Source organism: Methylorubrum zatmanii, from assembly GCF_014845115.1.
Classification (GTDB): Bacteria; Pseudomonadota; Alphaproteobacteria; order Rhizobiales; family Beijerinckiaceae; genus Methylobacterium; species Methylobacterium zatmanii.
In genome coordinates this window covers 22,163-35,835 of the sequence record NZ_NKUI01000022.1, presented here as the reverse complement: position 1 = coordinate 35,835, position 13,673 = coordinate 22,163, and the positions used below count along the sequence as shown (strand labels likewise).

Here is a 13,673-nt window from a genome sequence, read left to right as displayed (position 1 = left end):
GCAGCCTGCAGCCCCTGCTCACCGCCGCCGCCTCCGAGCCGCTGCTCGGTGAGCGGGTGGGCCCCAAGCGCTGGGCGGGGATCGGGCTCGGCTTCCTCGGGGCGGGGCTGGTGCTGCTGCCGAAGCTCGGCGCGGTCGATGCCGCCGGCATTCCCCCGGTCGCCCTCGCCGTCTGCTTTGCCGCGATGCTGGCGATGACGGCCGGCACGCTCTGGCAGAAGCGCCACGGTGCGGGCGCCGACCTCGTCACCAATGCCTGCCTGCAATTCGTCGGCGGCGCCGCCTTCGCGCTCCCGCTCGCCCTGCTGGCGGGCGAGACCCGGCTGGAGCCGAGCCTGCCCCTCGGCCTCGGCATGGCGTGGTCGGTTCTCGTCAACTCGGTGGCGGGCATCCTGCTGCTGATGGCGCTGATCCGGCGCGGAGCGGTGGCGGGGGTCGCCTCCCTGCTCTTCCTGGTGCCGCCGGTCTCGGCGGCCATCGCCTACGCCATGTTCGGCGAGGCGCTCACGCCGGTGCAGATCGCGGGCATGGCGGTAGCCGCGGCCGGCGTCGGCCTAGCCAGCGGAAGACGATGAATCGTATGATGAATTCAGCCTAAAGACCGGGGATGCGACGGTAAGAAACCACTATTGTGCCGACGATCGGCCCTATAAAGGAACCATCCAATCGCCCTCGTAGAAGAGAGTTCGACATGGCAGCCTCCCCCGCCGTCCAGCCCGCCAACGACCCGAAGGATTTCGTCGCCCTGGCCAAGGATGCCGCCGAGGGCGCCAAGGCCCTCGTCGCCGAGGCGACCGCCCGCGTGAAAGCGCGCGTGACCGGCCCGGAGGGCAAGCTCGATGCCGGCGCGCTGGAGCGGGAGCAGCACGCCGCCCACGGCCTGTCCTGGCTCGCCACCTATGGCGAGGCGGTGCGGGAGCTGGCCGATTACGCCGAGCGGCTGCAGTCCCAGGGCGCCCTCGGCGAGACCGAGGCGCTGCTCGTGAAGATCGGCGTCGGCGAATATCTCGACCAGATGTTCGGCGGCATCCCGATGAGCCAGGGCGAGATGGTGCGCCCGACCTCTTCCCTCGGCTTCTCGTCCGCCGAGCTGGCCGCGCTCCGCACGCCGGCCATCGATGCCGTGGTGGCCGAGGGCAACACCCCGGCCAACCGCGCGGCCCTGGTCGCCCGGATCCGCGAGGCCACGACCTCGGGCGCGGCCACCATCGGCCTGTCGGGCCTCGACGAGGACATGGAGGCGATCCGCACCGAGATGCGCCGCTTCGGCAAGGCCGAGGTGGTGGAGCAGGCGCAGGAATGGCACCGCGAGAACGCCTACATCCCGATGGAGATCATCGAGAAGATGGCCGAACTCGGCGTGTTCGGCCTGACCATCCCCGAGGAATACGGCGGCATGGGCATGCCGAAGGCCGCGATGTGCGTGGTCTCGGAGGAACTGTCCCGCGCCTATATCGGCGTCGGCTCGCTCGGCACCCGCTCGGAGATCGCCGCCGAGCTGATCCTGTGCGGCGGCACCGAGGAGCAGAAGCAGCGCTTCCTGCCGCGCATCGCCTCCGGTGAAATCCTGCCGACCGCCGTCTTCACCGAGCCGAATACGGGCTCCGACCTCGCCTCGCTCCGCACCAAGGCGGTGAAGGAGGGCGATGTCTGGAAGATCACGGGCAACAAGACCTGGATCACCCACCCCGTCCGCGCCGACATCATGACCGTGCTCGTGCGCACCAAGCCGGAGGAGAAGGGCCATCGCGGCCTCTCGATGCTGATCGCCGAGAAGCCGCGTGGCTCGGACGAAAACCCCTTCCCGGTCAACGGCCTGTCCGGCGGTGAGATCGAGGTGCTCGGCTATCGCGGCATGAAGGAATACGAGCTGTCCTTCGAGGGCTTCGAGGTGCCCGGGGCGAACCTCCTCGGCGAGATCGAGGGCAAGGGCTTCGCCCAGCTGATGCAGACCTTCGAATCAGCCCGCATCCAGACCGCCGCCCGCGCCATCGGCGTGGCCCAGTCGGCCCTGGATATCGGCCTGCGCTACGCCGAGGAGCGGGTGCAGTTCGGCAAGGCCCTGGTCGAGTTCCCGCGCGTGGCCGACAAGCTCGCGATGATGGCGGTGGAGATCAACATCGCCCGCCAGCTCACCTACTTCTCCGCCCGCGAGAAGGACGAGGGCAAGCGCTGCGACCTCGAGGCCGGCATGGCCAAGCTGCTCGGTGCCCGCGTCGCCTGGGCGGCGGCGGACAACGCCCTGCAGATCCATGGCGGCAACGGCTTCGCGCTGGAATACCCGATCAGCCGCGTGCTCTGCGACGCCCGCATCCTCTCGATCTTCGAGGGCGCGGCCGAGATCCAGGCCCAGGTCATCGCCCGGCGCCTGCTGGAGCAGTAAGGACCGTCTTTCGCTCCCAAGTTGATCGGAAACGATCTTCTAGGGGCGGGCCCCGAAGCGACGCGAACGCCGCTGTCGGTCGAAGACAATGAGGCGCCTCAACCTAGAGCTTTCGGGGCGCTTCAACTGATAAAAGGTGGGTATCGGCCAAATGGAGCCGGCTCATATACCTCCCTTCAACAAACAGTGATTAGGCCGTGCTTCGATCCAACCGGAGCACGGCCTTCGTGTTGCCAGACACTCTTTCGAGCGCGCAGGGCGCCACCCTGGTCGAGCACTGGCGCAGCTGCCAATCCAGGCCGGGCGCGATACCGGGCTACGACGCCGTGGTCCTGGGGCGGCTCGGTCGCCTTGCCGACCGTTGCGCCCTGGTCACGACTCATGAGGGCCGTGCCGAGCGCGTCCTGTGGGGCGGACCGGGCTTTCGCGACTGGTTCGAGGGCGAGGTCCATGGCCTGCCACTCGTGGAAGTGCCGGACGAGATCCGCCGGCCGGTCGAGGAGATCGCCGTAGCGGCCCTCTCCACGGGCGAGCCGGCCGGTGCGCGGTGCGACCGCATCAGCGACGGGATCGTCACGACCTGGGATCTCGTCGGCGTGCCCCTGGCCAACGGCAATGGGGCTCCCCTCATCCTGCTCCATGTCGAGGCCGAGGGAGTGCGCACCGAACTGATGCAGGCGATGCTCGGTGCCACCGGCCAGGGCCTGATGGCGCTGGGGAGCATCCGGGACGCAGCGGGCACGGTCATCGATTTCAAGATCGTCGCCCTGAACCAGGGCGCCACCGAGATCCTCGGCCATCCGGTCGCGGCGCTGCAATGGCAGCGGCTCGAAGCGCTCGTGCCGGCACGGCTCGGCCTGACGCCCTGGCTGAGGGGCATCGCCGAACGCACCGACAGGACGGCGTTCGCCCTCGCCTATCCCCACCCCGACGGGGCGGTGCGGCACCTGAAGGTGGAAGCGAGGGCCATCGGCGACCTCATCGCCATCGCCATGACCGATGTCGGCGACATCAAGGCCCGCGAGGAATCGTTCCGCTTCCTGTTCGAGAGCAATCCGCTGCCGATGTGGCTGGTGGACCAGGAAACCGGCCGCTTCGCCGCCGTGAACGAGGCGGCCATCCTCCATTACGGCTACAACCGCGACAGCTTCCTGTCCCGCCATCTGCACGACCTGTCGGATGGCGGCGCGGGCGGTTTTCCGGCCGGCGGCGTGCGGCGGCATCGGCGGGCCGACGGCTCGGTCATCGAGGTGACGCTGCTGGAACGCTCCCTCACCTTCGAGGGCCGTCCGGTGCTGCTGGGGGCGGCCATCGACGTGACAGAACAGCGCCGGGCCGAGGCGCGCATCACCCACATGGCCCACCACGATTCCCTCACCGGCCTGCCGAACCGCGTGCTCTTCGCCGCGCGGCTCGGCGAGGCGATCGCCGAGCAGGCCCGCAGCGGCGCGGGCACGGCCCTGCTTTGCCTCGACCTCGACAAGTTCAAATTCGTCAACGACACCCTCGGCCATCCTGCCGGCGACGCGCTGCTGCGACAGGTGGCCGAACGGATCACCGCCTGCCTGCGCCGGGAGGATTTCGTCGCGCGGCTCGGCGGCGACGAGTTCGCGGTCCTGCTCCGCGCGCCCGATGCCGCCACCGTCCGGCGGATCGCCGGGCAGATCATCGAGGCCCTATCTCGTCCCATCAGGCTCGGCGACCGGGATTGCCAGATCGGGGTGAGCATCGGCATCGCCCGCCTGCCGGAGCACGGACGCGATCCCGACACCCTGCAGCGCAACGCCGACCTCGCCCTCTACCGCGCGAAGGCGGAAGGCGGCGGCGTGGCCCATTGCTTCGAGGCGGCGATGGATGGGTGGGCGCGGTCGCAACGGCGGCGGGAGACCGATCTGCACGAGGCCTTTGCCCGGGGCGATCTGATGCTTGCCTATCAGCCGGTCGTCGATGTCCGCACCTAGGCGATCGTCGGCTTCGAGGCGCTGCTGCGCTGGCACCATCCGGTCGAGGGCCCGATTCCGCCTGGCGAGTTCGTGCCGCTCGCCGAGCAGACCGGCCTGATCGGCCCGCTCGGAGCCTGGGTGCTGCGGCAGGCCTGCGCCGAGGCCCGGGACTGGAAGGCGCCGCTGCGGGTGGCGGTCAACCTGTCGCCGGTGCAGTTCCGCGATCCCGGCCTCGTGACCGTGGTCGACGAGGCGTTGTCGCAGACCGGGCTCGCGCCGGAGCGCCTCGAACTGGAGGTGACCGAATCCGTGCTGCTCGCCGCAAGCGAGACCAATCTGGCGACGCTCCACTCCCTGCGGAAGCTGGGGGTGCGGATCTCGATGGACGATTTCGGGACGGGCTACTCGTCGCTGAGCTACCTGCAGCGCTTTCCCTTCGACAAGATCAAGATCGACCGCTCCTTTGTGCAGCAGCTCGGCGACAGCCACCATTCGGCGGCCATCGTGCGGGCGGTGATCGGCCTCGGGGCGAGCCTCGGCATCGTCACCGTGGCCGAGGGGATCGAAACCGAGGGCCAGTTCGCCCATCTGCGGGCGGAAGGCTGCAACGAGGCGCAGGGCTACCTGTTCGGCCGCCCCGTCCCCGCCGCGGAGGCGCGGCGATTGATCCGGCCCGACAGCCGGCCGCTCCTCGTCGCCTGATTCCGGGGCGTCGCGGGACGTCCTACTTGGTGATCTTCACCGAAACCGGATCGCTCGACGGGAAGGTCTCCTCCAGCGCCTCGTCGAGACGCGCGTCCTTCTCCTCCCGGCTGTTCTCGGGGATCGCCTTGTCGCCCTTGCCGTCCTGCTGAAAGCCGGTGGACTTGGTCTCGTCGGTCGGTTGCGGGGTCTTCTCGGACACGGGCGCCTCTCTTCGTCTGTCGCTGCAAAGGCCGCGCCGGGGCGGCCGCCATGGGAACCAACGCGAGCGCGGCCTTCCTGTTTCGTCCTCAGGATGACGGGCCGGCGGCAGCCGTGCCGTGCAGGCCCGGCCTGCCCGCCGGCCGCGACGCCGAGCGGGCATCCCGCATCACCAGGCCGTAGACCTGATCCAGCCGGTCGAGATGGACATCGACGCTGAGGGGCGCGGACCAGTAGCGCTCATACGCGCGCTCAGCCATGCGGGCGGCCAGCGCATCGTCGCCGAGACGGGTCAGATGGGCCGCCAGCGCCCCGGCATCGCCCGAGCGGAACCAGAACCCGTTCTCGCCATCCTCGATCGCCTCACGCCCAGCGCAGGCATCCGAGACGATCACCGGACAGCCGCAGGCCAGGGCCTCGTAGATCGTCAGCGGCTGCCCCTCGTACCAAATGCTGGGGAAGACCAGGGCGCGGGCCCGCCGCATCAGGGCCTGGACCTCGTCGCCGTTCTTCCAGCCGAGCATCACCGCCTCGGGATAGCGGGCCTTCAGCTCCGCCGCCGCCGGACCGTCACCGACGAAGACCGGACGGATCCCGGCCCGCCGCGCCGCTTCGGCGAAGATCGGCGCTCCCTTTTCCGTCGAGAGGCGGCCGACGAACAGGATATCCCGGCGCCCCTCCCGCTCCAGGGGCTGCCGCTCGACCGAGACCGGGTTGTCGACCCGGTGGAACACCGTGCGGCCGGGCAGGAGCGGCGCGATCACCCGCTCCTGCAGCGCGCTGATGGTGATGACGTGGCGGAACAGGCCGGGCAGCCCGGCGACGTGTTCCAGGCCGAGATGGCGCACCACCCGCAGCAGCTTGCGCGGATAGGAACGCGCGTCGCAGTTCGTGCCGAGGCAGGCGGCCGACATCGGCGCACGGTGGCAGATCCGGCCGGCCGGGTACTCGTAGAAGCCGCCATTGGGGCAGACGAGGAAGAATTCGTGCATCGTGTAGAGGCACGACAGGCCGGAGCGCCGGATCGCCGTGCCGATGGAGGGCGACAGCGCCTTGGCGAAGGCGTGGACATGCACCAGCGTGTCGCGGGGGTCGCAATGGGCCAGTTCGGCGGCCAGACGCTTGGCCGCCCGGCCGTTCCAGATCGCCTGCGCCGCGAAGGCGAGCTTGTTGGTGGTGGAGGCGATATCGTCCTGGCCGAGGCAGACCACGCGGACCCCGCTCTCGGCGAGGCGCGGATCCACCGGCCCGACCGCGGCGAAGACCGTGACCCGGTAGCCGCGCCGCCGCAGGCCCACGGCGGAATCGAGGGCGACCTTGGCCTGGCCGCCATTGACGTGGGCGTGGTCGAGAACGAGGACGACGTGCAAGGCGGCTCTCGGTTCTTCGTCGTGAAGTCCGGACATTTACCGGCCGGCAGTTGATCTCCCGTAAACCTTGCGCGCAACGCCGCCGCACCGTCGCGGCCGCACCTCTTGCTTCCGGGCGGGGCGCCTCCATGCACGTCGTGATCCTCGCCGAATTCGCCGCCGCCAGCGGAGGCGCCGAGAAGGTCGCCGTCGAATCGGCCCGGGGTCTGGCCGAGGCCGGCGCGGAGGTCACCTTCATCCACGCCGTGGCCGGCCCCGTCGACCCGCTGCTCACCCATCCGCGCCTGCGGCGCCTCACCCTCGATCTGCCGGATGTGTGGTCGCTGCCGGCTTGGCGGGCCGCGACGAGTGGGATCTGGAACGGCGAGGCCGCCGCCCGCCTCGCCGCCGCGCTCGATGCCCTGCCCCGGCGCCCGGATTGCCTTCACCTGCACCAATGGACCCGCGCCCTCTCCCCCGCCGTGCTGCCGGTGCTGCTCGGGCGCGGCACGCCCCTGGTGCTGACGCTGCACGATTACGCCCTGACCTGCCCGAACGGCGTGTTCTACCGCTTCGACCGGGCCGAGCCCTGCGGGCTCTCGCCGCTCTCCGGCGCCTGCCTCACGGCCGCCTGCGACCCGAAGAGCCGGCGGCACAAGCTGGTCCGGGTCGGCCGCTCCGCCGCGCTGAGAATGGCGGTGGGCCGGACCGAACTCGACGTCGTCCATGTCTGCGACGCGAGCCGGGCGCGGATGGAGGGGATGCGCGCCGGGATCGGCCTGCGCCACCATCGCATCGACAATCCGGTGCGGGTGGAGAAGCGGGCGCCGGCCGAGCCCGCCCGCGGCGATGCCGTGGTCTATGTCGGGCGCCTGACCCCGGAAAAGGGCGCCGACCTCGTCGCCGAGGCCGCGCGGCGGGCGGGGCTGCCCGCCCTGTTCGTCGGTTCCGGCCCGCTGGAGGCACGCCTGCGCGCGGAGGGCGCGGAGGTGCTCGGCTGGATGGACCCGGCGGAGGTCGAGACGATCCTGCGCCGTCGTGCCCGGGCGGTCTGCGCGCCGTCCCGCTGGTACGAGACCGGCCCCCTCACGATCTACGAGGCCCTGGCTCAGGGCCTACCGGTGGTGGCCTCGCCCCGCTCCGGCGCGGCGGAAAAGGTAGCCGACGGGCGGACCGGCTTCGTCGTCGAACCGGAACCGGACGCTCTGGCCGGCGCCTTCCGCGCCCTCAGGGACGATGCCCTGACCGCCCGGCTCGGCCGCGCCGCCTACGAGAGCTACTGGCGGGCCCCCCAGACGCTCGCGGCGCATGCCCAATCCCTGCTCGCCCTCTACCGTGAACTCGGCGAGGCCAGCCTCATGCGGCAGTGCGATATGGCGTGCCCCGTCGAGCCTGCCTCAGCCTCTTAATCGCTCGGCAACCCTTTGCAGACGGCAATTTTTGTCGTTATAGTTCCGGTCGGCGGCTCGTTCGGGCGCCATGGAGGCCGGCAGGCCATTACTTAAAACATAAGTTTAGTTTTGTTCGCGATCCTTCGGGGGTCGCCTGGATGCTGCGCAAAACTGCTGTTGACTTTCATGTTGCACCGCAACATATGGGATGCGGACCGGTCGGCTGCGGCAAGGCGTCTCACGCTCCCGCTTCCATCGATTGTCCCGGTCAGACTTGACAGGAGCGCGACATGAGCACCCAGAGCTTCGAGATTCCCGCCGAGTTCCGTGACTTCGCCGACAAAAGCGTCGATCAAGCCCGCAATGCCTTCGGCACCTTCCTCAACGGCGCGGTGAAGACCTCCGAGCAGCTCCGGAACTCGGCCTCGACCGTTCAGTCGACCCTGCATGCCGCCGTGCTGAAGAGCCTCGACCACGCCAAGACCAACGCCGACACCACCTTCGACTACGCCCAGCGCGTGGTGCGCGCGAAGGACGTGCGCGAGGCCTTCGAGATCCAGTCCGAATTCGTGAAGACCCAGTTCGCCGCCCTCCAGGCCCAGGCCAAGGAGTACGGTGCCCTCGCTCAGACCGTCGCCCGCTGATCTGGCCGGGCCTCGGGCGGCGGCCTGACCGTCGCCCGGCCCGCGCGGCAATCGGCACGACCGATCCCGGCCGTCCGGGATCGGCACGCGACCGGTACCGACCTATGCTCTCCTGAAGCGCTCCGGGCCCCACCCGGAGACGCGTGAGGAGAAGGTTTCGAACGAGGAGAAGCTCCATGTCGTCGAGCCGCCGCAGGGGACGTCCGCCGGGGACGTCCGCGAGCACCGTTCCGCCGACCGCCGTGCCCCAACCGGAGGGCACCGACATTCCGGCCTTCGAGACATCGGCGACCGAGGGGGCACAGCCGCAGGGAGCCGGGCAGGAAACCGGGCAAGAGGCCGTGACCGAGTTCGTCTCCGAGGGACAGGACTCGGCCGAGGAGACCGCCCTGGCGGCGCGGCTGACGGAGAGCGTCTCCCCCGAGGCGGTTCTGACCGCCACCGAGGAGAAGGCCCAGCCCGAGATCACGTCCGTAGAGACCGCCTCTGCGGAAGCCGATTCCGCCCAGGCTGCCAGCGGCCCTGTCGAGACTGCCCCGGCCGACACGCCTGCGGACAGTCTGGCCGCTGAGCCGGAGCCGGAGGCGGATCCTGCGGCGGAGGCCGCGGCGCCCGCCCCCGAATCGCCTCCCGTTGAAATCGCCGCTCAGGACGCGGAGCGCATCGAGCAGGCAGCCGAGAGCGTCGTCGAGGCCGTGGTGCCGGCCGAAGCGGTCGCCGCCGTGACCAAGGCTGCGCCGCGCAGCGTTCGGATCGGGGCGAGCTTCGCCTTCGCTCCCTCCTTCGTCCCCCTGACCGAGATCAACGCGAAGCTGTTCGCCTTCGCCCGCGGCGAGGGCGAGGCGGCTCTGGCACATTTCCAGGCTCTGACCCGGGCCAAATCCCCGGCGGAGGCGATTCGCCTTCAGGTCACGGAGCTGCAGCGGGCGGCCGACGCCTCGCTGACCTGCTTCAACGAGATCGTGCGCAGCGCCAACCGGCTGAGCGAGGCCGCGCGCTGGCATTGAGCCACGCGGCATCCGGGTGAGTTCGGGGCAGCCCTTGCCGGGGCTGCCCCTTTTCATGTCTGCCGCCGGGATCCGACGCAGCCGGCATTCCACGTCCTGCGGCCCCTCGCCCGCGGCTCCTGGCAGGGCTACATAGCCCGCACACCGTCTCAGCGACTTCCGGGAGATCCCGCATGCCCTCCTCGCCGCTTCTGCCGGCCGGTCTCGTCTCCGTGATGCTGCTCGCCGCCATGCCCGTCGGCGCGCAGATGGCGAACACGCCCGAGCGGCCGGCCCCCGAGAAGCCCGTATCGGAGAAGGCGGTGCCGCTCTCGAAGGGTGAGATCCAGCTCTCCTTCGCACCCGTGGTGAAGCGGGCGGCCCCCTCCGTCGTCAACGTCTACGCCTCCCATGTCGAGAAGCGCTCCGCGCGCTCCAACGCCATGGAGGAGTTCATGCGCCGCTTCTTCGGCGAGGAGCGTCCGGGCCGCGGCCCCGGCGGCATGCCGGGCGAGCGGGCGCAGCGCTCCCTCGGTTCGGGGGTGATCGTCGATGCCTCAGGCCTCGTCATCACCAACAACCACGTCATCGAGAACATGAACGAGGTGAAGGTGGCGCTCGCCGACAAGCGCGAGTTCGAGGCGCAGTTCGTGCTGCGCGATCCCCGCACCGACCTCGCCGTCCTCAAGATCAAGAGCCCAGCCGACATCGCGCCGATGCCCATCGGCGATTCCGACCACTTGGAGGTCGGCGACTTCGTGATGGCGATCGGCAACCCCTTCGGCGTCGGGCAGACGGTGACGCAGGGCATCGTCTCGGCGCTGGCCCGCACCCAGGTCGGCTCGTCGGACTACCAGTTCTTCATCCAGACCGATGCGGCGATCAATCCGGGCAATTCGGGCGGTGCCCTGGTCGATCTCCAGGGCCGGCTCGTCGGCATCAACACCGCGATCTACTCGCAATCCGGCGGCAGCCACGGCATCGGCTTCGCCATCCCCGCCAGCATGGTCCGCGCCGTGGTGGAGACCGCCAAGAGCGGCGGCAGCTTGGTGCGCCGGCCCTGGCTCGGGGCGCGGGTGCAGAGCGTGACGCCCGACATCGCCGAGAGCGTCGGGCTCGACCGGCCGACCGGCGTGCTGGTGGCGAGCATGCAGGCCAAGAGCCCCGCCGAGGAGGCCGGCCTGAAGCGCGGCGACGTGATCCTCACCGTCGACGGCCAGACCGTCGACGACCCGGAGGCCTTCGGCTACCGCTTCGCCCTCAAGGGGATTTCCGGAACGGCCCAGCTTGGCATCCTGCGCGGTACCAAGCGCCAGACCGTGCCGGTCAAGCTCGGGCCGGCGCCGGAGACGCGCCCGCGCGACACGCTCAAGGTTCGCACCCGCACGCCGTTCGCGGGCGCGACGCTGGTGAACACCTCGCCCGCCGTCAGCGAGGAATTGCAGGCCGATCTGCCGGAGGAAGGCGTGGCGGTGAGCGCCGTGGAGGATAATTCCCTCGCCAGCCGGGCCGGCTTCCGCAAGGGCGACGTGATCCTCGCGATCAACGGGATGCCGATCACCGCGACCAAGGATCTGGATCGGCTGACCCAGCGCAATCTCGGTCTGTGGGAGGTCTCGATCAAGCGCGGCGGCGAGGTCCTAACCTCGGTGTTCGGCGGCTGACAGCCGCCGGGCCGCTCATGCCCATCTGAGGCCCGGCGAGGCCGGTTCGTCGATGACGGCGCGGTTCCGGCCGCGCCGCTTCGCGTCGTAAAGCGCCCGATCCGCTGCCCCCAGAAGCGCGGCCTTGCCGTCGGACTGCGTGCCGGCAACCGCCGTCTCGTCCCGAAACGCCACCCCAACGCTGATCGTCACGCGTCCGTGCCTGTCTCGGGAGCCCGGATGCGGGATGCCGAGGGCCGTGACGGCTTCGACGAGATCGGCGGCGAGGGAAACCGCCTCGCCTCGCGTGCCCGAAGCGAGGACCACGGCGAATTCCTCGCCGCCGTAGCGCGCGCAGAGAGAATCGCTGCGCCCACCGGCCAAGGCCGCCAGGGCCTCGGCCACCCGACGCAGGCAGGCGTCGCCGGCCGGATGGCCGAGGATGTCGTTGAACCGCTTGAAATGGTCGATATCGACCATCACGACCGCGACCGGCCTGTCCTGCGCCAGCCACGCGTCGAGACGCAGGTCGAGGGCGCGGCGATTCGGCAGGCCGGTCAAGGCATCGGTCAGGGAGAGATCCTGGAAGCGCTGCCGGGCCTGCTCGGCCGCCTCCCGCAGCAGGCGAGCCCGCAGGCCGGCGAGGTAATCCCGGCAGCGGCGCGCCTCCATGCGATAATTGGCGAAGAGGCTGATGCCGCTGGCGGTCGCGAACTGGAGCAGCAGCGCCATCCGCAGTCCGTCGTCGAGCCCCGGTTTCGTCGCGATGGTCAGTCCGACGCTGAGGAAGGTCACGACCGTCAGGACGATGGCATGGGAGAAGCGCAGGGCGAGGACGAGATTGCCGAACAGCAGGGCGAGGGCGAACTCCGAGAAGGTGTAGGCCCCCAGCGGCGAATGCGTGAGCCAGGACAGGGGAATCTGTGGGCAGATCGCGCCGAGCATACCGGCCAGCACCAGCCGCTCGCGCTGCACCGCTCCGACATGGCCGACGCCCCAGATCAGCAGCATGGCCATCGGCGTGAAGCACAGGAAGCGCGACACCACCGACAGCCAGAGAATGTCCGGGACCAGGACGACATTGGTCAGACTGCAGAGGCTGTAGAACCCGATTCCGGCCAGTGCGGTGCCGCGCAACTCGGCCACCCGCTCCCGGCCATGGTCGCGCTCGTAAAGCTCGGCCACGGCTGGGGTGAAGCGGAGCAGCCGGTCGAGAGTGCTTCTCGAATCGATCATGCCCCGCGGCGTGGCGAGTGACTCCATGGGATTCACGATCTCAGGGTGGAGTGGTCGGGCGACGGACCCCTCCCTGTGACGGGCGGGGTCTCAGCGATGCAACCGATAAGATGACATAGGTAAGTTTTCGATTATTGCCGCAAGGAATGGTTGCAGCGCGGCCTCTCCTGTCCGCGCCGGCACATGGCTCCGGAGGGGATCGCCGGCCAGTCCGAAAGCGCGGAGCCGGCAGTTTCGTGCAGGGATCGCGCTTCGCCAGCCTTGTGACGTGCGATTTCGCTCATCGGCTGGCCACACTTCCCGCTAGCCTTCTGAGCGGGTGCCGGGATGAGGCCTCGTTCGGGATGTGCGGCCGCCACGCGCGACGCAATTCGGTAACCGTACGAGGCAATCCGCCGGCAACCCAGACCCCCTAGAACGGCCCCTACGAGAGCCGGAAGGGCTTCGACCGGTGGGGCGAGACAATGCGGGACCTGATCACGATCGCGGCGGCCGGACTGGTGATGTCGGCCTTTGCCCTGCTCACCCCGTCCCTGGTCGAGGCAGTGCCGAGCCCGGTGGGCTCGGCGAAGCTGTTCACCCAGCGCCTGCCGCAGGCGGGCGGCGCCGTTCCGGTCAGCGCCCGGATCGACGCCGTGACGCCCAATCCGGAACGGATCGTGGTGGCCCGCCGGCCGCTTCTGGTCGGCATCTCGGCGGGCACGGCCTCCCGATGACCACTGCGGACAGCTCCCTGCTCGCAGCAGCGTTCGTGCTCGGCCTGGGCGCGGCCCTTCTTCTCAACGCCCTGCTGACGTGGCCTTTCTGACCTGAGCGGCGGTGCCGCGGAGGGGCGTCAGCCCGCCGTCACGGCGGCCAGTGCGTGGCGGTTGCCGTGCAGGCCCGCGCAGAGATCGTCGATCTCGGTCACGTCGAGGGCCTCGCCGTTGCTGGCGGCGATGGTGTCGATGAGGTCGTCCTTGCGCGGATCGAAGGGGTGACCCTGCATCCGGTAGAACTGATAGTAGCGCAACGCCGCCAGCAGCGTGTCACGCTCGCGGGCGGTGACGGTGAGGTTCTGCGTGGTCATGGGCTTCCCCTTGGCTTGCAACGAACGCCGGGTGAGACCGCGCGCGACTCACCGAGCTTGGCCGTTGTAGCCTCCGGGCACGAGTCCCGTCCATGACATGTGGCAGGATCGCCGGCCCCCGAGGGG

General features: G+C 69.9%; 11 protein-coding genes and 1 pseudogene. 8 read left to right on the top strand and 4 right to left on the bottom strand.

Annotation, left to right across the window (positions count from 1 at the left end):
• The 3 genes and pseudogenes from MZTS_RS03240 to MZTS_RS03230 all read left to right on the top strand — a co-directional run.
• The coding region (locus MZTS_RS03240; protein ID WP_192281495.1) for a DMT family transporter at positions 1-575 on the top strand (575 nt) is incomplete at its 5' end.
• A gap of 116 nt (positions 576-691) precedes the next feature.
• On the top strand, positions 692-2,383 hold the full coding sequence (locus MZTS_RS03235) for an acyl-CoA dehydrogenase family protein (protein WP_192281492.1): 1,692 nt from the start codon (positions 692-694) through the stop codon (positions 2,381-2,383).
• Between the two features lie 308 nt (positions 2,384-2,691).
• Positions 2,692-5,028: pseudogene (locus tag MZTS_RS03230) on the top strand (putative bifunctional diguanylate cyclase/phosphodiesterase).
• A 22-nt stretch (positions 5,029-5,050) separates the two neighbouring features.
• Here MZTS_RS03230 and MZTS_RS03225 read toward each other — a convergent pair.
• Positions 5,051-5,230: a hypothetical protein gene (locus MZTS_RS03225; RefSeq protein ID WP_009865317.1), complete on the bottom strand. Its 180-nt coding sequence runs from the start codon at positions 5,228-5,230 to the stop codon at positions 5,051-5,053.
• 88 nt (positions 5,231-5,318) lie between these two features.
• On the bottom strand, positions 5,319-6,599 hold the full coding sequence (locus MZTS_RS03220) for a glycosyltransferase family 4 protein (RefSeq protein ID WP_192281489.1): 1,281 nt from the start codon (positions 6,597-6,599) through the stop codon (positions 5,319-5,321).
• Positions 6,600-6,727: 128 nt separating this feature from the next.
• Here MZTS_RS03220 and MZTS_RS03215 point away from each other — a divergent pair, with 128 nt between their 5' ends.
• From MZTS_RS03215 to MZTS_RS03200, 4 genes are all read left to right on the top strand, one after another.
• Positions 6,728-7,987, top strand: a complete 1,260-nt coding sequence (locus MZTS_RS03215) for a glycosyltransferase (protein WP_192281486.1) — start codon at positions 6,728-6,730, stop codon at positions 7,985-7,987.
• Between the two features lie 272 nt (positions 7,988-8,259).
• On the top strand, positions 8,260-8,613 hold the full coding sequence (locus MZTS_RS03210) for a phasin (RefSeq protein WP_009865554.1): 354 nt from the start codon (positions 8,260-8,262) through the stop codon (positions 8,611-8,613).
• 176 nt (positions 8,614-8,789) lie between these two features.
• On the top strand, positions 8,790-9,620 hold the full coding sequence (locus MZTS_RS03205) for a phasin family protein (protein ID WP_192281484.1): 831 nt from the start codon (positions 8,790-8,792) through the stop codon (positions 9,618-9,620).
• 173 nt (positions 9,621-9,793) lie between these two features.
• On the top strand, positions 9,794-11,263 hold the full coding sequence (locus MZTS_RS03200; protein WP_192281482.1) for a DegQ family serine endoprotease: 1,470 nt from the start codon (positions 9,794-9,796) through the stop codon (positions 11,261-11,263).
• 15 nt (positions 11,264-11,278) lie between these two features.
• Here the strand turns inward: MZTS_RS03200 and MZTS_RS03195 are convergent, their stop codons facing one another.
• Positions 11,279-12,505 (bottom strand): GGDEF domain-containing protein, encoded by a 1,227-nt coding sequence (locus tag MZTS_RS03195; RefSeq protein ID WP_192281480.1) that lies wholly within the window; start codon positions 12,503-12,505, stop codon positions 11,279-11,281.
• Between the two features lie 437 nt (positions 12,506-12,942).
• On the opposite strand from MZTS_RS03195, the gene MZTS_RS03190 reads away from it, so the two are divergent.
• On the top strand, positions 12,943-13,194 hold the full coding sequence (locus MZTS_RS03190; RefSeq protein ID WP_192281478.1) for a hypothetical protein: 252 nt from the start codon (positions 12,943-12,945) through the stop codon (positions 13,192-13,194).
• 119 nt (positions 13,195-13,313) lie between these two features.
• Here MZTS_RS03190 and MZTS_RS03185 read toward each other — a convergent pair whose 3' ends face one another.
• Positions 13,314-13,547, bottom strand: a complete 234-nt coding sequence (locus tag MZTS_RS03185) for a hypothetical protein (RefSeq protein WP_192281476.1) — start codon at positions 13,545-13,547, stop codon at positions 13,314-13,316.
• Positions 13,548-13,673: the final 126 nt, after the last annotated feature.